General features: G+C 50.6%; 16 protein-coding genes. 6 read left to right on the forward strand and 10 right to left on the reverse strand.

The genetic code is table 11. The annotated features are described in order from the left end of the window. Positions 1–118: 118 nt before the first annotated feature. Both mlc and CLR69_RS05010 read right to left on the reverse strand, forming a co-directional pair. On the reverse strand, positions 119–1,336 hold the full coding sequence (mlc, locus tag CLR69_RS05005; protein ID WP_129711244.1) for a sugar metabolism global transcriptional regulator Mlc: 1,218 nt from the start codon (positions 1,334–1,336) through the stop codon (positions 119–121). Between the two features lie 181 nt (positions 1,337–1,517). Further along, on the reverse strand, positions 1,518–2,414 hold the full coding sequence (locus tag CLR69_RS05010) for a LysR substrate-binding domain-containing protein (RefSeq protein WP_129711245.1): 897 nt from the start codon (positions 2,412–2,414) through the stop codon (positions 1,518–1,520). 114 nt (positions 2,415–2,528) lie between these two features. On the opposite strand from CLR69_RS05010, the gene CLR69_RS05015 reads away from it, so the two are divergent. Both CLR69_RS05015 and tus read left to right on the forward strand, forming a co-directional pair. Continuing rightward, a complete protein-coding gene (locus CLR69_RS05015) occupies positions 2,529–3,797 on the forward strand; it encodes an MFS transporter (protein ID WP_129711246.1) in 1,269 nt (422 codons plus the stop codon). Positions 3,798–3,968: 171 nt separating this feature from the next. Further along, a complete protein-coding gene (gene tus / locus CLR69_RS05020) occupies positions 3,969–4,904 on the forward strand; it encodes a DNA replication terminus site-binding protein (RefSeq protein ID WP_129711247.1) in 936 nt (311 codons plus the stop codon). A 62-nt stretch (positions 4,905–4,966) separates the two neighbouring features. On the opposite strand, the gene fumC is transcribed toward tus, so the two are convergent. Beyond that, positions 4,967–6,364, reverse strand: coding sequence for a class II fumarate hydratase (fumC, locus tag CLR69_RS05025; RefSeq protein ID WP_129711248.1), 1,398 nt, complete (start codon positions 6,362–6,364; stop codon positions 4,967–4,969). 239 nt (positions 6,365–6,603) lie between these two features. On the opposite strand from fumC, the gene manA reads away from it, so the two are divergent. The 4 genes from manA to add all read left to right on the forward strand — a co-directional run bounded on the left by manA (position 6,604) and on the right by add (position 11,664). Beyond that, positions 6,604–7,776: a mannose-6-phosphate isomerase gene (manA, locus tag CLR69_RS05030; RefSeq protein ID WP_129711249.1), complete on the forward strand. Its 1,173-nt coding sequence runs from the start codon at positions 6,604–6,606 to the stop codon at positions 7,774–7,776. 117 nt (positions 7,777–7,893) lie between these two features. After that, complete coding sequence (locus CLR69_RS05035; protein WP_129711250.1) at positions 7,894–9,444, forward strand: YdgA family protein; 1,551 nt, start codon at positions 7,894–7,896, stop codon at positions 9,442–9,444. 104 nt (positions 9,445–9,548) lie between these two features. Beyond that, positions 9,549–10,526 (forward strand): arsenic resistance protein, encoded by a 978-nt coding sequence (locus CLR69_RS05040; protein WP_129711251.1) that lies wholly within the window; start codon positions 9,549–9,551, stop codon positions 10,524–10,526. A 121-nt stretch (positions 10,527–10,647) separates the two neighbouring features. After that, on the forward strand, positions 10,648–11,664 hold the full coding sequence (gene add / locus CLR69_RS05045; RefSeq protein WP_129711252.1) for an adenosine deaminase: 1,017 nt from the start codon (positions 10,648–10,650) through the stop codon (positions 11,662–11,664). 100 nt (positions 11,665–11,764) lie between these two features. On the opposite strand, the gene CLR69_RS05050 is transcribed toward add, so the two are convergent. The 7 genes from CLR69_RS05050 to CLR69_RS05080 form a co-directional block, all read right to left on the reverse strand. Next, positions 11,765–12,223 (reverse strand): SgcJ/EcaC family oxidoreductase, encoded by a 459-nt coding sequence (locus tag CLR69_RS05050; protein WP_129707952.1) that lies wholly within the window; start codon positions 12,221–12,223, stop codon positions 11,765–11,767. 239 nt (positions 12,224–12,462) lie between these two features. Further along, on the reverse strand, positions 12,463–13,455 hold the full coding sequence (locus CLR69_RS05055; RefSeq protein ID WP_129707949.1) for a bile acid:sodium symporter family protein: 993 nt from the start codon (positions 13,453–13,455) through the stop codon (positions 12,463–12,465). Between the two features lie 146 nt (positions 13,456–13,601). Next, complete coding sequence (locus CLR69_RS05060; RefSeq protein WP_129711253.1) at positions 13,602–14,648, reverse strand: oxidoreductase; 1,047 nt, start codon at positions 14,646–14,648, stop codon at positions 13,602–13,604. A gap of 116 nt (positions 14,649–14,764) precedes the next feature. Continuing rightward, positions 14,765–15,697: an arabinose operon transcriptional regulator AraC gene (gene araC, locus CLR69_RS05065; protein ID WP_129707943.1), complete on the reverse strand. Its 933-nt coding sequence runs from the start codon at positions 15,695–15,697 to the stop codon at positions 14,765–14,767. A gap of 64 nt (positions 15,698–15,761) precedes the next feature. Then, positions 15,762–16,748 carry an L-arabinose ABC transporter permease AraH gene (gene araH, locus CLR69_RS05070; RefSeq protein ID WP_129711254.1) on the reverse strand — a complete coding sequence of 329 codons (987 nt, stop codon included), beginning with the start codon at positions 16,746–16,748 and terminating at the stop codon, positions 15,762–15,764. A gap of 18 nt (positions 16,749–16,766) precedes the next feature. Beyond that, on the reverse strand, positions 16,767–18,290 hold the full coding sequence (araG, locus tag CLR69_RS05075) for an L-arabinose ABC transporter ATP-binding protein AraG (RefSeq protein WP_129707936.1): 1,524 nt from the start codon (positions 18,288–18,290) through the stop codon (positions 16,767–16,769). 96 nt (positions 18,291–18,386) lie between these two features. Next, positions 18,387–19,370 carry an arabinose ABC transporter substrate-binding protein gene (locus CLR69_RS05080; protein WP_129707934.1) on the reverse strand — a complete coding sequence of 328 codons (984 nt, stop codon included), beginning with the start codon at positions 19,368–19,370 and terminating at the stop codon, positions 18,387–18,389. Between the last annotated feature and the right edge of the window lie 359 nt (positions 19,371–19,729).

The raw sequence follows: 19,729 nt of genomic DNA on the forward strand, positions 1-19,729 counted from the left end.
CACCTGAATACCAAAAAACAAGCACAGCTAAAATGCTTTCCAAGCGTGAAAGTCTAGGCTATGCCTCATTCGGACGGTTTGCGTTAGCGCAATGTTTTGTTGCTCTACGTCTTTATGGTTAACCCTGCAACAATTTAACCAGCAGCGAGCCATTATAGAGTGCGTCTTTTACCAGTGCCGCACCGGGCATTGTGCCCTGATTGTAGAATTGGGTCGCTTCCACCTGGATATTGTGGCTATAAGGCGGAAAGGATTGCTGTTGAATGCAACCTAAAATAGCGGGGTGTAAAATACTGGCCGCTTTATTCAGAGGGGATCCGACCAATATTTTATCGGGATTGAAAAGATTCACCATGATGGCGACAATTCGACCCACGTTATTGCCTACATCATTAATGATATCTTTGGCTAACTGATCGCCCTTGAGCGCGGCTTCACACAGGTTCTCTACGCTGAGCGGTGAACCGTGTAAAAGCGAACTCATGGACGTATTCATCCGTTGTTGCGCCAGTTCCAGCATATTTTCCGTACTGGCGACCGTTTCGAGGCAGCCGTGATTGCCGCAATAGCAACGCTTGCCATAAGGATCGACCTGCGTATGTCCGATCTCGACCAGATTCCGGCTTCCTGCGTGCAGAATGCGCCCTCCGGTAATCACACCCGCGCCGACGTTGTGGTCGATCACTACTTGAATTACGTTTTGACAATCGCGTGAGGCACCGTATAACGCTTCGGCCATCGTCCAGCCGCAGATGTCATGCTGCAAATACACCGGCAGCCCTGTGCGCTGTTCAAGTGCCGGGCCAATCGCCATTTCTTCAACGTCATAAAACGGCATCCGATGAATAATGCCCTTGCTGGCATCAATCATACCTGGTGCAGTAATGGCGATTGCCGTTAATCGCTCCAGCCGTTTTTGGTGACGAATAAAGAATTGGTCTATTTCATTCAGAATGCGGTCGAGCAATGGCTGTGGGGATTCTGCGGGAAGCGAGATCTCCTCTTCCACAACCAGTTTACTGCTGAGATCGCGCAGCGCCAATAACAGGGTATTGTGGCTGATACGTGCGGAAAGATAGTGCCAGGCTTCTGTATCCAGAATCAGACCGATTGCGGGACGCCCTCTGCTACCGATATCCTGATATTCGGTTTCCTGTACCAGATGGGCTTCCAGCAGCTCGCGGACGATTTTAGTTATACTTGCAGGCGCGAGCTGGGCACGTTTTGACAGTTCGATACGTGATATCGGGCCGTACTTATCGATCAGCCGATACACTGCACCGGCATTCATTTGTTTGATTTGATCGATGTGTCCTGGTTGACCGTCGGCTATCACAAACCTGGCTCCTACTTATTCGCATTATATCTGGCACTGCTGTTGAAAAATTTATCTTTATTATTACGGCATGACTATTTTTCACGCTGCAAAATAAAAAAACTGCGGGTATGGTGGGGCTTTTCACTAAACTCGTCAAATATTTGATTCGTTATGTGATTTAGCCCGCATATTTTAACTATTATCCGCCCAACATAAGCGACATCAGCATATTAGCCGCCGCACTTTGTGGATGATGTCGTGCCGTAACCAGCCAGACTTCCGTTGTGGCGTCCTCTTCTTCCAGAAGCACGTATTTCACGCCATCGACCCGAATACGCAAGAATGACGCAGGCAATATGGACACGCCCAATCCCGCTGATACCAGCCCAACGATGGTCATCGCCTCGCCTACTTCTTGCGTGATGTAGGGGCTGATGCCATAGCGTTTTAACAACGTCAGCGTATCGTCATACAGTGCGGTTCCAACGGCGCGGGAGAAGAAAACGAATGGCTCATTTGCCAACTGTGTGATGCTGATTGCACGCCCTGCGGCCTGCTGCGCTAGCGGATGAGACTCCTGTACCACGGCAATCAGCGGCTCATGCAGCAGCAACTGATGATCCAGCGCGTCCGGTAACGGGTTATTGCGCATAATTCCGATGTCGAGCTTACCATTCAGCAGCGGTTCAATTTGCTGTTTGGTATTGAGCTCCATCATTTGAATATGCACTTCTGGGTACGTTTGGCGAAAACGCAGCAGGCTACTGGAGATCTTTTTGATAAACGGTGCGGACGACGTAAAGCCGATCGTTAATTCTCCAATCTCACCGCGTTGAATACGGGCCGCCCGCTCTGCTGCCTGCTCAACCTGGCTGATAATCGACCAGGCTTCTTTCAGGAACATCTCGCCTGCTGGCGTGAGCTGAACATTTCTGTTGTTGCGCGCTAAAAGTTTTGCTCCCACCTGCTCTTCCAGAATCTGAATCTGTTGGCTCAGTGGCGGCTGTGAAATACGTAATCTTTCCGCTGCTCGACCGAAATGCAGCTCTTCAGCGACCGCGATAAAGTAGCGAAGATGGCGTAGCTCTATATTCATATTTTAAACATATCAATCATGATTATTAATATATTATACAAAATAATCTCACTCTTCTATGATCGCCTTCTCATTGTTTTACGTCTGATTTACCTTTCCCGCTAAGGAATTATTGTGAGTAACCTGCCATCTTCTGCACCGAGCGACTGGCCTATTTCTACGGCCGACGATGCGGATGAGATTGCCCCGAAATTGTCTGGTAAAACCCCTTATATTACGCGTGGTACACCACAATTTATGCGTGTCACGCTGGCGCTGTTTTCTGCTGGGTTAGCAACATTCGCCCTACTGTATTGTGTACAACCGCTGTTGCCGGTGTTATCTCAGGATTTCAATATTTCACCAGCAACCAGCAGCCTATCACTTTCCGTCTCAACGGTGATGCTAGCCTTTGGTCTGTTGTTCACTGGCCCACTTTCCGACACGATTGGTCGTAAGAATGTGATGGTCGTGTCGCTGATGCTGGCTGCGATCTGTACCGTGATTTGCGCGTTTATGACCAGTTGGAATGGCGTATTGATCATGCGGTCGATGATCGGTTTATCGCTAAGCGGCGTCGCAGCCGTCGCCATGAGTTATCTCAGTGAAGAAATTCACCCCAGTGTGTTGGCATTTTCGATGGGGTTATATATCAGCGGTAACTCGATTGGCGGGATGAGTGGACGCCTCGTCAGCGGCGTATTAACGGACTATTTCCCATGGCGGGTTGCTATCGGTGTTATCGGCGTGCTGGCGCTTATTGCGGCGATAACGTTCTGGCGAATTCTGCCGGAATCACGCCATTTCCGTCCCGGCTCACTACGCCCGAAAACGCTACTACTGAATAGTAAACTGCACTGGCGCGATGCGGGTTTGCCGCTGCTGTTCCTTGAAGGTTTTTTGCTAATGGGCGCATTCGTTACCCTGTTTAACTACATTGGGTATCGCTTGCTGGCGCCACCGTATTTGCTCAGTCAGGCGGTGGTTGGCTTACTTTCCGTCGTCTATCTCACTGGGAGTTACAGTTCACCAAAAGCGGGAGCACTGACCTCCCGCTACGGGCGTGGCCCAGTGCTGAGTATTTCGATCCTTCTGATGCTAACGGGGCTGGGAATGACAGCGCTGAGTCCGCTGTTCGCAATCTTTGCTGGGATGATGCTCTTTACCGCTGGCTTCTTCGCCGCCCACTCGGTAGCCAGCAGTTGGATTGGACAACGAGCACGGCGCGCTAAAGGTCAAGCTTCATCAATGTATCTCTTTTCTTACTATCTGGGTTCAAGTCTGGCTGGTACGCTGGGGGGATTCTTCTGGTATTCATTCGGCTGGATGGGGATCACCCTATTTCTGGGGACGCTCTTACTTATCGCACTGGGAGTAAGCCTGATACTAAAACACCGCCTTTAACCTCTTTTCCTACCGGAGTTTACCCTAACCGAGGTAAACTCCGAGTTGCTTCTGCCCACTCCCTCGATATCCACCCACCAGCCCTGCTTGAAAACGATGGTAATCACCATTGCTGAGGTATGTTTTTATGCGTATAAAGACAAGTATGTTGTAACTAAATAAAGACTGAATATGAATCACTATGTGCTAATCGATCGCATGAACCACTGTTTTCAGACGTTAGAAACGAAACTTGCCATGATGCAACAGCAGTTCTCCGCGTATCGATTGTTGGCTGGTCGCGTCTACTCCCTTCCCCCTGTAGAAAAAGGAACGGAGCATGATCCCATTGAAGACATAGCAGTCACGCAGTACGTTGGCCAAGAGGCTCGCGATAAAGGGCTAGCGCACTTTCAGCGTCTGTTCATTCATCACTACCCGGAAACGCTCAGCAGCAAAAGTGCGATTCGCTTGCCGGGCGCGCTCTGTTTTGCGGTAAACCCAACACAATATCAGCAGGCGCAGCGACTCATCGCAGAAATTAATGCGCTGAAAAAAGATCTGGAACGGATTATTACTGTCGAATCAGGATTAGAGCCGGAACAGCGCTTTGAATTCGTCCATACTCATCTGAAAGGGCTGATCACACTCAGCGCTTACCGTTCGTTAACGCTCATAACGAATCCAGCATCCGTCCGGTTTGGTTGGGCGAATAAGCACGTCATCAAAAACATGACGCGCGTAGAATTGCTGGAAAAATTGACCAAAAGCCTGAATGCAGCAAAACACGCGATACCGTATACCAAAGCGCAGTGGATTGAGCATGTAGAACAGGAAATGGATGCCGTATTGCAGTTGCCAGAAGATGCGGTATTGAAGATCAAACGTCCGGTGAAGGTGCAGCCCATCGCACGCGTGTGGTATCCCGAGCAACAGAAACAGGTTCAACATCCCTGCCCGTCTCCTCTACTCGTGCTTTGTCAGCAGGAATCTGGGGGCGATGTGCCAATTATCGGCGAACTTAATGCTTACGATGCCAACAACATCAAACATAAGCACAAACCGAAAGCAGCGGAACTTCGCCTGCTCATCCCACGTTTGCATCTGTATACCGATGCACCGGAATAAAAAAGAAAAGCCTGCGGATAGACATCAGCAGGCTACAAGATAAAACGCTAACTACATCGCCATTACTTCTTCAGGCTACCGACCATATCTTCCGGTCGGACCCACTCATCAAACTGCGCTTCAGTGAGGTAGTTTAGTTTGAGCGCGGACGCCTTCAGCGTCAGCCCCTCTTTGTGCGCTTTTTTGGCAATTTCAGCGGCTTTGTCATAGCCGATATGCGTGTTCAGCGCGGTCACCAGCATCAGCGATTCGTTCAACAATTGAGTGATACGATCGTGATTAGGCTCAATTCCCACCGCACAGTGCTCATCAAAGCTCTTCATACCATCAGCCAGCAGGCGAATCGATTGCAGGAAGTTATGAATCACCATGGGGCGGTAGACGTTTAGCTCAAAGTTACCGGAGGCACCGCCGATATTCACGGCAACATCATTGCCCATAACCTGGCAACATAGCATTGTCAGCGCTTCACACTGGGTCGGATTGACCTTGCCTGGCATGATGGAACTACCCGGTTCATTTTCAGGAATACTGAGTTCGCCGATGCCACAGCGTGGGCCAGATGCCAGCCAGCGCACATCGTTGGCAATTTTCATTAATGATGCTGCCAGCCCCTTCAAGGCACCATGCCCGTGAACCAGTGCATCACAGGTCGCCAGCGCTTCAAATTTATTCGGCGAGGTTACAAATGGCTGACCGGTTAATTTCGCTAGTTCCGCCGCTACACGCACCGCATATTCAGGATGCGTGTTCAACCCTGTCCCGACAGCCGTTCCGCCCAGCGCCAGTTCGCAAATATGCGGCACGCTGTTTTCGATGTGCTTCAAATTATGCTGTAACATCGCGGCCCAGCCGGAAATTTCCTGCCCCAGCGTTAGCGGTGTCGCATCCTGTAAATGTGTACGGCCAATCTTGACGATGTCCTTGAACTGCTCAGCCTTTGACGCCAACGTGGCATACAATGCCCTCAATTCAGGAATCAGGTGTTCGTTGATCGCAACCACGGCCGCAACATGCATCGCCGTTGGGAATACGTCGTTAGAACTCTGACTTTTGTTGACATCATCATTAGGATGAACCCGTCGATTGTTACCCCGCTCTCCCCCCAGTAGCTCACTGGCACGGTTAGCCAACACCTCGTTCATATTCATATTGCTTTGCGTGCCAGATCCCGTCTGCCAGATCGCTAGAGGGAATTCCCCGGCATGCTTGCCTGCCAACACCTCGTCCGCTGCCTGAATAATCGCATTTCCCCTATCGGCTGGTAGCAGTGTGAGATCCATGTTGACGCGGGCCGCTGCGCGCTTGGTTTGCGCCAGCGCATAAATCAGCGCTCGTGGCATTTTTTCTTCCGAAATACGGAAGTGTTCCAGTGAACGTTGCGTTTGCGCACCCCATAAACGTTCAGCAGGGACATCAATGGGCCCCATTGAGTCTTTTTCACTACGCGTCGTGCTCATTACCTTTCCTCCTTAAAACACAGATTCAAATAGTAGAAGACATCGAATCACATCGCTGGGCCTATTCTGATAACACTGGCTGGCCTATGACACTTATTGTGTCTGCTAACACTGTCTGGTATCACGCAACATAAAACATTACCATGAAGCGAAGAAGATGCAGTGTATTCATAATCATTCCGGTAATTAACAGCCAGCATCACAGAAATTAACAATTAATGTAATAGCAGGGAGCCGACATGCAAAAAATGCTCAATTGCATCCAGCACTATGCCTGGGGCAGCAAACACGCCTTAACTGAGCTATATGGCATTGATAATTCAAATGATTTACCGATGGCGGAACTTTGGATGGGCGCCCATCCTAAAAGCAGTTCGGCGATTATTGATGAAAAAGGTAACACCCTCAGCCTGCGTGAGGTGATTGCCGGAGATGCCACAGCCCATCTTGGCGCAACGATCGCGCAACGTTTTGGCGAATTACCCTTTTTGTTTAAAGTGTTGTGCGCGGAACAGCCGCTTTCCATTCAAGTCCACCCGAGTAAATCGGCGGCAGAACAAGGCTTTGCGAAAGAAAATATAGCCGGCATCCCGCTGGATGCCGCCGAAAGAAACTATAAAGATGCCAATCACAAACCGGAATTGGTTTATGCGCTAACGCCCTTTCAGGCCATGAACGGGTTCCGAGAATTATCTGAAATTGTGCACCTGCTAGAGCCGGTTGCCAGCGCACACCCGTCAATCGCCGCGTTTTTACAACAACCCGATGCGAAGAGCCTCGCCATGCTGTTCACCAACCTACTGAGCATGGAAGGTGAGCAAAAATCACGGGCACTCGGTGTATTGAAGGCCGCGCTAAACAGTCAGAACGACGAGCCCTGGGCCACCATCCGTGCGATTACACAATATTACTCCGATGATAGCGGGTTATTTTCCCCGTTGTTGCTGAACGTTATTACGCTTCAACCCGGCGAAGCCATGTTCCTGTTTGCTCAAACACCGCATGCCTATTTGAAAGGCGTGGCATTAGAAGTCATGGCAAACTCGGATAACGTGCTGCGTGCGGGGTTAACGCCGAAATACATTGATATTCCCGAGCTACTGGAAAATGTCGTGTTTGAAGCCAAACCAGCAAACCAATTACTGACTACGCCGCTGCGCCAGGGTAATGAACTCAGCTTCCCTATCCCTGTGGATGATTTTGCTTTTTCACTGCACGAACTGAGCCAAAGTCCGCAAGCGCTCAGTCAAAACAGTGCCGCGATTGTATTTTGCGTTGAAGGCCATGCCGTCTTGCAAAAAAATGAGCAACGACTCTCGCTACATCCGGGAGAATCCTGCTTTATTTCCGCCAATGAATCACCGATAACGGTTGAGGGACAGGGGCGTCTCGCTCGCGTATTTAACCGATAACTCGTTCCATACGCTGCGTTACCCGCGTATCGCGCTGAAGTTACCTGCGCACTACGTCGAGAGTGACCAGTGTTTCACGTTGAGAACGCGCATTTTTTTACTAAAGGATGAATAAAAATGAAGAAGTCGTTAGTCGCCGTAGGCGTCATTGTTGCTCTGGGCGCCATCTGGACCGGCGCATCCTGGTACACCGGCAAACAGGTGGCTCAGCAGATTGATGGTTTCACCGATACGCTGAACACTAAGATCAAACAAGCCTACCCGAACGCTGGGTTAAAAGTGGTCTATCGCGACTATCAAGGTGGGGTGTTTAGCAGCACGCTGGCCTACGTTATACAGACCGATGGCACAGCAAAAGGTACACAGTTCCTTGCTCCTGGTGAAGAACTCGTTTTCAACGAAACCGTCTCTCACGGGCCGTTCCCGCTGGCGCAGCTCAAGAAATTCAACCTCGCCCCGGCGATGGCTTCTGTTCATACCGAGTTGGCCAACACTCCAGCAGTCAAAGCCTGGTTTGAACTGACCAAAGATAAACCGTTCTTTACGGCCGAAACCCGCGTCGCTTACAGCGGTGATACGCAATCACTCATTACGCTAGTACCGATTGACTATCAGACGCCAGAACAGAAATTCTCCTTCAGCGGCGCAGAGGCGCTGTTGGATATCGGGCACGATCTGCGCAGCAGCAAGCTAGATACCACCATCAGCAGCGTGAAGATGGAAAGGAAAAATGCCTGGGGCCAGACCGAGAACGTCAATGTCACCGATTTCTCCATCAAAGGAACCAATCAAAAAGGCAAATTCGATCTTGATTTAGGCGATGGTGCTCTATCTCTTAAAACGCTGACATTTATCGTAGAAGGTGGCGATCCCGTTACCTTGAACGACTTCTCTCTGCAAAGTAGCGCAACGGAAGATGATAAAAATCTGGCTGGCAAAATGGCCGTTAAGCTGGGTTCCTTAATCATCGGCGATCGCAATCTGGGCTCGGGTAACGCAAGCATGTCTATTTCACAGCTTGACGGTGCGGGCACCAAGCAGTTCATCACCGCCTATCAGGCAAAAGTGCAGAAACTGTTGCAGGATCCCAGTGCTATGGATCCTGATGTTTATCAGCACGAAGTCGCTATGTCTATCCTGCAATACCTGCCACAACTGCTGAAAGGTAACCCGAGCGTTGAGATTTCCCCGATCAGTTGGAAGAACAGTAAAGGTGAAGGTACGTTCACGCTGGCGCTGGATTTAACCGACCCATTGCAGAGCACAGATAAAGGCGCTGACGCAACGGTATCCGATGAAGAAAAAATTATTCGCCAATCAGTCAAGAAACTCGATGCCAAGCTCAACGTACCGCTGGATATGCTGGCAGAGTTAATGGTGCAGGCGGGACCGAAACCAGCCAATGATGAAGAGCAAAAGCAGGCGACAGAAATGGCGCAGCAGCAAGCTAAGATGATGGCGGACATTGGCCAAATGAACCAAATGAGTGTCACGAAGGACAACGCGATTACCAGTTCACTGCACTACGCTGATGGTCAAATTGATTTCAACGGCAACAAGATAGCACTGGCCGACTTCATCGCCCCTTATTTCTCCGTTCCTACGGAAGAAGGTGAAGAATCCCAGCCTGGTGCGTCGCAAGAGCCAATCGCTCCACCGGCGCAATAACCCAGCACTCGGTAATATTAATTACGCGCTAAAACACACGGTGGCCGCCCTTTCAGCCACCGTTTTTTTGCCCTAAATCTTCTTCTTGATATTGAGATAACGTCATGTCCGCGCTGAAACCTTTGATGGAAACGCACCAGGCCGCGATCTACTTTTTCGCTGTAATAGCAGCCGTGGCAACAGCGATGGTTCTGCCGGAAACAAAGCAACTGGATGTTCTCATTAACCCCGCTTTGGCGCTGATGCTGTTTGTCACGTTTCTGCAAGTTCCTCTCACCACGATTGGAAAAAGCATCACTCAGATTAGATTCATCGGTGCGCTTATCGTTGCCAATTTCATCGTGATTCCCTTGCTAGTCGCGGCGCTGTTACCTTTTCTACCCACTGAACCGCTAGTGAAACTAGGGATCATATTAGTGCTACTCGCACCGTGTATTGATTACGTGGTGACATTCGCGCATCTGGGACGTGCCGATGCCGCCCGTCTGCTGACCGCAACGCCTATACTACTGCTGCTGCAAATGCTGGCGTTACCTTTTTACCTGAAGCTATTTCTCGGCAATGATGCCGCCGGGCTCATCGCCTTCGCGCCTTTTGTCGATGCCTTTATCTGGCTCATTGCCATACCTTTAGCGCTGGCAGCGCTTCTTCAATGGCTAGCGGCGCGGCAGCGTATTATGGCGACATTTTCGGACTCGCTGGGCTATCTGCCAGTTCCGGCTACAGCACTGGTATTGTTTATCGTGGTGGCGGCGGTCATTCCACAGTTGCGTAACACTTGGGAATCCGTTTTACTCGTGGTACCGTTTTACTTGATCTTCGCGCTGCTGGCACCGCTGCTTGGCTGGTTAACTGCCCGCGTATTCCAATTGGATTCCTCTGGCGCGCGAGCCATAGCCTTTAGCGCCAGCACGCGTAATTCCCTGGTTATTCTGCCACTGGCGTTGGCAATACCGGGCGCACTACCGCTACTCCCAGCCGTGATCGTCAGCCAAACTTTAGTCGAATTACTCAGTGAACTCGTTTATATCCGGGCCATTCCTAAGTTGAACGTGCCTGACACGGGGAAAAAAAACCGATAACAGATTGTTTTTGCTCAATGATTGTTCAGTACGTTTGAATTTTATCGGTAACAATTGGCTATTTACCACGATTTCTTTTTATACTTTGTCGTACGAAAAACAGTAATCAGACAATGACATTATGATTGATCTACTCCTGCCATTGACGGATATCCACCGCCATCTGGATGGCAATATCCGCGCCCAGAGTATTCTGGATCTTGGACGCCAGTACAATATTACGTTACCTGCCAGCGATCTTGACGCACTCCGCCCTCACGTTCAGGTCACCAAGAATGAACCTGATTTACTGAGTTTTTTACAAAAGCTCGACTGGGGCGTATCCGTTCTTGGTTCACTAGACGCCTGTCGCCGCGTGGCTTACGAGAATGTTGAAGATGCCATGAAAGCCGGACTGGATTACGCCGAGCTGCGCTTCTCTCCCTACTATATGGCAATGAATCATAAGCTGCCGGTTGCAGGCGTTGTTGAGGCTGTGATCGACGGTATTACGGCAGGTAGTCGTGATTTTGACACCGACATTCGACTGATTGGTATCATGAGCCGGACATTCGGCACCGAAGCCTGCCAGCAAGAACTGGATGCCCTACTATCACAGCGCGATCGCATCGTCGCACTCGATCTAGCCGGGAATGAACTCGGCTTCCCCGGTGCACAGTTCACATCGCATTTCCGTCAAGCCCGCGATGCAGGCTGGCATATCACCGTTCACGCAGGGGAAGCGGCCGGGCCGGACAGTATTTGGCAGGCCATTAATCATCTCGGCGCAGAGCGTATCGGACACGGCGTAACCGCGATTATCGATCCTAGTCTGATGGAGCATATGGCGGAACACGGGATTGGTATTGAGTCCTGCCTGACCTCCAACATCCAAACCAGTACGGTGGAATCACTGGATAAACATCCGCTGATTCACTTCCTGCGATACGGTATCCCCGCAACCATTAACACCGACGATCCTGCGGTTCAAGGCATTGAGATCCGCCACGAATATGACGTTGCTGCACCACTTGCTGGCTTAACGGCGGTAGAAACCCGTAAAGCGCAGGAAAATGGTCTGAACATTGCGTTTATTAGCGAACAGGAAAAGCAGCAGTTGCGCGAAAAGGTTCTGCGTAAACGCGGAGCCACACAGTAATTTGTACCTTGAGCATTTCCCCACGCAAAACGGCATACGAAAAAACGGCTAACCTTTGTTAGCCGTTTGACACACGTTTGTTGCAGATGAATGATAGAGATCAGTCGTTCGGCGCCGCCGAGGAATGGTGTGAGCTAATCAACCACTGCTTCCCGTCCCAAATGTAGGTATAGGTGTAGCGCGCTTTGGCTTCACTTCCATCACCAAACGTGAAGGTGTACGTTCCGGTATCAACTGCGTCATTACAGCCAATACGAATCGTTCGGGTATCAATCTTTCCAACGGGTTTTTTCGCCAGAAAATGTTCGAAGTAATCAATACGCTCAGCATCAGTCGTGCGTGGTTTACCCGATAAGGTGGGTAACAATACGGCATCCGGTGCATAGTTTTTATTAACTGCTTTAGCATCGCCAGTTTGCAGCGAGGCATTCCAGCGCTCAAATAACGATGCAATCTGTTTTTGATCGGTTTTCACACAGTCCATATGCTGAGCTGCCTGCACTGACGCGGAAGCCAACATCCCTAGCATTGCTAAAGTTAACACCGTTTTTTTTAACATATTCCCTCGATCTCAACATACTGATTATTATCAACTGTGCCCTGCCCTCGACAACGAATGTCGATGAGCCAGCATTGTTATAACGCAACAGATCGGGAAAGTGATACACTTACGAAACTATCACTGTAATAGATTATTTATTGTATTTCCGTGTAGTTACAAGTGATAGCGATAAATAACAACACCCCCGGTCTGCATAGACCGGGGGTGTTTTGCCTATAAGAGATACCGACAGTTTCTTATTGCTGAGATGTATCTTGTTCCTTGGTTAGCCGTTTGGCATAACGCTGTGCCAGTGCAGCGCAAACCATCAATTGAATTTGATGGAAAATCATTAACGGCAGTACCATCGCGCCAACAGCCGCAGCGGGGAACAGCACATTTGCCATTGGAATCCCATTTGCCAGACTCTTTTTCGAACCACAGAAAACAATAGTGATTTCGTCGGCAGTATTAAAGCCCAGTTTGCGTGCCGCCAGCGTATTCACCACCAGCACAATGGCTAACAGCACCATCGAACAACCGACCACGGCCAGCAGCGACCAACCGTTGATCTGTCCCCAAATCCCCTGCACAACCGCCTCGCTGAAGGCGACATAAACCACCAAAAGAATCGATGACCGGTCAGTAATATTAATCAACTTACGGTGACGCTCGACCCACTTGGCAATCAGCGGGCGAGACAGATGCCCAATAACGAAAGGCACCATTAATTGCATGATGATGGAACCGATAGCATGCAGCGTGTCCGTTTCGCCCCCTTGCGTGTGCATCAGCAAACCAACCAGTATTGGCGAGAGAAACACGCCCAAAATACTGGATGCCGACGCACTACAGATCGCCGCCGCTACGTTACCCCCAGCCATAGACGTATAAGCAATCGCCGACTGCACCGTCGCCGGTAGCGCACACAGATAGAGGAAACCAAGATATAGCGTTGGCGTCAGCACCACTGGCGATAACAGGCTCATGCCAATTCCCAGCAGCGGGAACAGAATAAACGTGCTGGCAAATACCACTAAATGCAAACGCCAGTGCCCCATACCTGTCGTAATCGCTTCACGCGAGAGCTTCGCACCGTGCATAAAGAACAGCAGAGCAATCGCCGCGGTTGTCAGATACTCAAAGAAAACCTTCACACTGCCTTCGGCAGGAAGAATCGACGCCGTCACCACAACCAGAATCAGAACCAATAAAAACTTATCAATGCGTAACCGTTGTAACCACCCCATGCACGACACCTTTCCCCTAGCCTTAGCTTAATTAACACTCTGACACTACGGGCGATCTGTAGATCGCCCAAAACGGCAGTCTACGGCGATCCTAAGATCGCCAGTTTAAACAAACCGTTAACTATCTGGAATAAAACATGGCAAATCTAGCTATTTTTCAGCGTGACCGCTTTTTTCTGCTCGTGAGAAAGTAGCCCCAGTTCGATCAGTTCCATTACCTGAATCGCCTGATGCACGCTGACGGGGTTTTCCCCCTTACCCAGCAGCGCATCACGCACTGCGGCATAGTAGGCTGGATAGTTACCCGGAATCGTTGCGATAGTTTGTTCCGCCGTTATGCCATCACGAGATAGTGTCAGTACGCCATCACGTTTATCCTGCCCCCAATCGGCCAGCGGTGGGCGTTCACCCGCTTTCAGACGATCTTCCTGTGGGTCTAGCCCGTATTTTACAAAGCTGCCGCGCGTACCATGCACGGTATAGCGTGCAGACGCTGCGGCCACCAGCATACTGGCGTGCAGGACAACCCGGCGCTGTGGATAAATCAGCGTGGCATGAAAATAATCCGTTGCCTTACTGCCCGGCCTCAACTGCGCCATATCCACCTGAATCGCTACCGGCAAACCAAATAGCTCCAACGCCTGATCCAGCAAGTGCGGACCAAGATCGTACCAGATCCCGCTACCTTCGCTGCCGTCTTCGCGCCAGCGCTGACGAACTTCAGGGCGAAAGCGATCAAAATGCGATTCCATATAAACCACATTTCCCAATGTTCCGGCAGACAGCAGTTGTTTCAGCGTCAGAAAATCGCTATCCCAGCGGCGGTTATGAAAAACAGAAAGCACCTTTCCGACGCGTTCAGCAATCGCGCCCAGAACGGATGCTTGTGACAACGTCACGGTGAAGGGTTTATCGACGACGACGTGCTTACCCGCTTCCAGCGCCTGTTTCGCCAACGGGAAATGTGTGTCATTAGGGGTAGGAATAACAATGAGGTCAATATCGGGATCGCTAAACAACGCCTGAGGGTCTTTCTCTACCCGCAGGTTTGCCCAATCCGCATGCACTTTTTCAGCACTGCTGCTGGACACGGCCACCAGCTCCATACCTGCCGTACCTGCAATTAACGGCGCGTGGAATGTCTTACTGGCATAGCCGTAGCCCAGCAGCCCAACACGAACGGTCTCACTCATGACGATTCCCCTTTGCTTATTTTGACTTTGTGATTTCTCACTCAGTATATACCCGTCATCAGCCAGAGTGCAGAGAGGGATAACCGACAGGGGAATCTGCCAGATTTTTATGTATGCTAACCGCTCACGGCATTAGGTATCCGCTCTCCCCACGCAACGGGCAACGTTTTAGCCGCCGGATAGTTGATTTCACTGCTGCGGCGACGGAAATCACTGGGGCTAACGCCGACTCGCTTGCGGAACACGCGCGAGAAATAGAGCTGATCGTCATACCCCACCACCCGACCAATATTGGCGATGGATTCTTGTGTCGTCTGCAATAACAGCTTGGCACGAATCACACGCTGATCTTCACGCCAGCGTAGAATGTTAATCCCCACCTGCTCACGGAACAGATGCGCCAACCGCGACGGCGACAGGCAAACGTGCCGCGCGACTTCATCAATACGCAGTTCACCAGCCAGATTGCTGGTAATAAACTGGCAGGCTTCAATCACGCGCGGATCCATGATCTTCTGCGGGCTCTGCGGATCTTCTTCCATCGCTCTGAGCAATAGACGTTCCAGCAGATTCATGCCCAGCTCTTCAGAGAAACGCCTCCCTGAACGCTGCGTCTGCTCGATATTGGCAAATAGCCTATCGAATTCCAACAGCAGTTGGTTATTTGGCAGACTCATGCGACCAATACCGCTGCTTTTTGTATGCCATTCCAACCAGTCTGCCCAGTAGGCGCGTGGGCGAAAATAGACCCAGCGGTGATACCAGCAGTCGCTGCCCGATGAGCGACCATAAAAATGCTTCGATTTAGGCGGAAACAGCAGTAAATCGCCAGGATTACAGAAAAAGGCCTCATCGCCATCAAAGACCTGACCCTGCCCTTTCATGGTGAGATTAATGATGTAGCCTTTCATCCCATCGGGACGATCGATAAAGAAGTCGAGCGGCCCTTCAGCCAGAATCGGTGTTAAACCTGCCACGAGGTAAGCGTTGAACGAATATCCCGGCAGCAAAGGATTAGGTTGAGACTCATGCGCCATACGGTGATACATCAGGCCTCCGGTACACGCTAATAAGAAAGAAAGCGGCAGGATCACTGACCTGCCGCACGGGCATTTATACCGTTTTCTTCGCCAGCTGTTTGTAGCGGTCGAAGATAACCGCCGCCAGCAGAATCAAACCGCGCACCACATACTGAGCAAACGGGGAGATATTCAGCAGGTTCATCGCATTCTCCACCGTCCCTAAAATCAGCACACCGGCAACCACGTAGGAAATTTTACCGATCCCGCCCTTCAGCGACACACCACCCAGCACACAGGCAGAAATAACAATGAGCTCATACCCGATAGAAGTCATCGGCTGGCCGCTGGTCATACGTGACGCCAGAATGATCCCCGCGGCGGCAGATACCAGACCAGACAAGGCGAAAATGATGATCTTGGTACGCACAACCGGCACCCCGGCCAAACGCGCTGCTTCTTCATTTCCCCCAATCGCCAGCGTATTGCGGCCAAACGTGGTTTTGTTCAGCAGCAAACCAAACAGAATCATACAGCCGATGGTGATCCAGATTGGCGCAGGCAAGCCCAGCCAGTTGGCATAACCCAGCTCGAAGAAACGCTCATCTTCAATCCCTACTGCCTTACCATCGGAAATAATGTACGCCAGACCGCGCGCAATCTGCATGGTCGCCAGCGTCGTGATCAGCGCGTTGATCTTCAAACGGGCTATCACGAAACCGTTAAGTAAACCGAACGCCACACCCAGCAGCAGCCCGGCACCGACGCCAATCCACAGGCTTTCTGTGATATTAATTACCACCGCCGTCGCGACCCCGGCACAGGCAATAATCGACGCTACCGACAGGTCAAAATCGCCGGAAGCCAGACAGAACAGCATTCCACAGGCCACCATACCGGACATGGAAATCGCCAGCCCCAACCCTTTCATGTTGATGAACGAGGCGAAATTCGGGACAAAAATGACACAGCCAAGAAACAGCACGGCAAAAACCACCAGCATGCCGTAGTTATCCCAAATGCGGGATAATCCCATACCGTTTTTCTTCTTTTCTGAGGTTGTAGACGTAACCGTTGACATTGTTTTGCTCCTTCGCGGTCAAGCAACCGCAGATTCGATATCGGGGGTTCGTAACATAGCCAGACTGAGCACTTTCTGCTCCGTGGCATCGCCATGCAGCAGTTCACCGGAGACAGCACCTTCGCGCATGACGATAATCCGGTCGGCCAGCCCAAGCACCTCTGGTAAATCGCTGGAGGCAAACAGCACCGCGATCCCCTGATTCGCCAGCTCATAGATGACATGATAAATTTCGTGCTTTGCGCCAACATCGATGCCGCGCGTGGGTTCATCGAGCAAAATGACCTTCATCTCTTCGGACAGCCAGCGGCCAAGAATAGCTTTCTGCTGGTTTCCGCCGGAAAGATTCATAATCAGCTGTTCATCGGACGGTGTTTTGATGTTCAACGCGTCGATACGCTGTGAGGCGTTATCCACTTCCCACTGATTATTAATAATAAAACCCGCTTTCAGGCTCTTACGTCTTGCGCTGATATTGATGTTGTCACGCACCGAGTGCACCGGAATGATACCGTCCGCTTTGCGATCCTCTGGACAGAGCATCACCCCCTGACGAATCGCATCGATAGGAGAATTCACCACTAGCGGTTTACCATCCAGCAGCACTTGTCCGCTGGTGATTTTGGTCGCACCAAACAGCCCTTTCATCAGCTCGCTGCGGCCAGCGCCCACCAGACCAAATAGCCCGACAATTTCTCCCTGCTTCACATTTAGGGAAATCGTGGATTTCACGCCTGGTGCTTTTACCTCTTTCAACGTCAAACGCTCTTCGCCGTGCGGACGCGGCGCGTAACCATAGATATCTCCCAGGTTGCGCCCAACCATCGCCTGTACCAGCGACTCATGGTTCACCTGCTGCATATCATCAAACGTGCGCACATAGCGGCCATCTTTAAACACGGTAATGGCATCGCTCAGCGCAAAAATTTCTTCCATACGGTGTGAAACGTACAAAATGATCCGGCCTTCACTGCGTAATTCCGTAATGACTCGGAAGAGCTGCTCAATTTCACGGGCAGACAGCGAGCTGGTCGGTTCATCAAAAGCGATAATCTTGGCATTACGCGCCAGAGCCTTGGCGATTTCCACCATTTGCCACTGCCCAATCGACAGGTATTTCAACGGTGTATCAGGATCGATATCCAATCCCAGATGCTGTAATTGCAGTTTGGCTTCATAGCGCAGCAGTGAATAATTCACCATGCCGTATTTATGCGGCAGTTGACCCAGATAGATGTTCTCGGCGACCGTCATTTCCGGCACCAGATGCAGTTCCTGATAAATGATGGCAACACCCGCATTCAGGGCATCCATCGTATTACTAAACTGCACAGGCTTGCCCTGAATGTGGATTTCGCCCGCTGACGGTGAATAGTTTCCGCTCAGGATTTTTAATAGCGTCGACTTGCCCGCCCCGTTTTCCCCCATCAATGCATGGATCTGGCCGGCATGGCAGGAAAAGCTGATATCAGAAAGCGCCTTAACACCGGGAAATTCTTTACCGATCCCATGAAACGACAAATAGGGTGACTGTGCTGTCATGTCTGTTTCCTCATAACGATGCAGGTAGAGCGCGGATAACCTCGACCAGCATCATGCCGATCGGCGTTATCCGCGTCTTTACGAAATCAGGCGTGATTACATCAGGCCTTTTTTCTCCAGTTCGACCTTAAAGTTGTCACGAGTGATCAGCACCACGTCGGTCACTTCGGTGAATTTCTCTGGCTCTACACCTTTAGTGACCCAGTCATTCAGCATCTGGATACTCTTGTAGCCGTGAATATCCGGGCTTGGCAGCAGTGAACCAAAGAAGCCCGTTGCCTGGCCTTTGGACAACTCGCTCACGGCATCCACGCCGTTGATACCGATACCAATGACGTTTGCAGCTTTAAAGCCCTGTCCTTCCGTTGCACGAACGCCACCCAGCACGGTATTGTCGTTCATACCGATAATCAGCCAGTTTTTCACGCCGGGGTGCTGAACCAGCATGGAGTTAGCGGCATCAAATGCTCCGGGGATATCGTTAGATTTGGTTGGCACTTGATAGATCTGCTTTTCCGGGAAACCCGCGGCCTTCAGCGCATCCATCGAACCGGAAGTACGGCGGCGTGCGGTATCCAGTTCGTTAGCCGTAATCGCCATCACCGCGGTTTCATCCACTTTCCAGCCGCGTTTGTTCATCTCTTTATACAGTTCCTGCCCCTGACGCTCGCCAATTTTGGTGGCTGCCATCATCACTAACGGCACCGTGTCCATCGGCTGACCTTTGGCATTCACGAACTGGTCATCAACCGCGATCACCTTAAGATTGTAGCTACGCGCTTTTGCAATAATGGCAGGCCCCAGTTTCGGGTCAGGGGTACAAATAACAAATCCTTTCGCCCCGCTGGCCGCCAGGCTATCAATCGCGTTGAGGGTTTTTTCCCCATCAGGAACCGCAATTTTTATCACATCAAAACCGAGATCTTTTCCTGCCTTATCAGCGAATTTCCATTCGGTCTGGAACCAGGGTTCTTCCGGCTGCTTAACCAGAAATCCCAACTTTAAGTTCTCTGCCATAGCTGATTGTGACATAACAGCGGCTAACCCGATTGCTGCCAGCGCCTTAGTGAATTTATGCATGATGTTCTCCGGTGTAATTATCTTTTCATTCGCCAGCGACGCTGAAGCGAGTTCGAGTTCCTGGTAAGGTATTTCCGGTCTGGATAAAGGAAAAACACAGGCTTAGCATGATTCCTTTACTCAGTAGCATTCAGACGCTTTATGTTTTAGCCGTTATTATCGGTAAGAATATAGAGCGCTATCACAGTCCCGAACAATGACAGATTTGTGCATACATTTAGCAAATTTAACCAATCATTAACCTTTGACCGGCTTCACAAAATGGCTGCTGGCGACAGAAAAATACATACTTCCAGCTAACCACTCCTAACCGCCTCTCGTTATCCCTGCCTATCGTAAACACCAACGATCTGGGATTA

Source organism: Pectobacterium zantedeschiae (assembly GCF_004137795.1).
In the GTDB taxonomy this organism is placed as follows: domain Bacteria; phylum Pseudomonadota; class Gammaproteobacteria; order Enterobacterales; family Enterobacteriaceae; genus Pectobacterium; species Pectobacterium zantedeschiae.

Bases quoted from the DNA above. Each gene is read 5' to 3' on its own strand.
- CLR69_RS05010 (WP_129711245.1), bottom strand. From the start codon at position 2,414: ATGAATATAGAGCTACGCCATCTTCGCTACTTTATCGCGGTCGCTGAA.
- manA (WP_129711249.1), top strand. From the start codon at position 6,604: ATGCAAAAAATGCTCAATTGCATCCAGCACTATGCCTGGGGCAGCAAA.
- CLR69_RS05060 (WP_129711253.1), bottom strand. From the start codon at position 14,648: ATGAGTGAGACCGTTCGTGTTGGGCTGCTGGGCTACGGCTATGCCAGT.
- CLR69_RS05055 (WP_129707949.1), bottom strand. From the start codon at position 13,455: ATGGGGTGGTTACAACGGTTACGCATTGATAAGTTTTTATTGGTTCTG.
- add (WP_129711252.1), top strand. From the start codon at position 10,648: ATGATTGATCTACTCCTGCCATTGACGGATATCCACCGCCATCTGGAT.
- CLR69_RS05035 (WP_129711250.1), top strand. From the start codon at position 7,894: ATGAAGAAGTCGTTAGTCGCCGTAGGCGTCATTGTTGCTCTGGGCGCC.
- CLR69_RS05040 (WP_129711251.1), top strand. From the start codon at position 9,549: ATGTCCGCGCTGAAACCTTTGATGGAAACGCACCAGGCCGCGATCTAC.
- araC (WP_129707943.1), bottom strand. From the start codon at position 15,697: ATGTATCACCGTATGGCGCATGAGTCTCAACCTAATCCTTTGCTGCCG.
- tus (WP_129711247.1), top strand. From the start codon at position 3,969: ATGAATCACTATGTGCTAATCGATCGCATGAACCACTGTTTTCAGACG.
- CLR69_RS05080 (WP_129707934.1), bottom strand. From the start codon at position 19,370: ATGCATAAATTCACTAAGGCGCTGGCAGCAATCGGGTTAGCCGCTGTT.
- araH (WP_129711254.1), bottom strand. From the start codon at position 16,748: ATGTCAACGGTTACGTCTACAACCTCAGAAAAGAAGAAAAACGGTATG.
- araG (WP_129707936.1), bottom strand. From the start codon at position 18,290: ATGACAGCACAGTCACCCTATTTGTCGTTTCATGGGATCGGTAAAGAA.
- fumC (WP_129711248.1), bottom strand. From the start codon at position 6,364: ATGAGCACGACGCGTAGTGAAAAAGACTCAATGGGGCCCATTGATGTC.
- CLR69_RS05050 (WP_129707952.1), bottom strand. From the start codon at position 12,223: ATGTTAAAAAAAACGGTGTTAACTTTAGCAATGCTAGGGATGTTGGCT.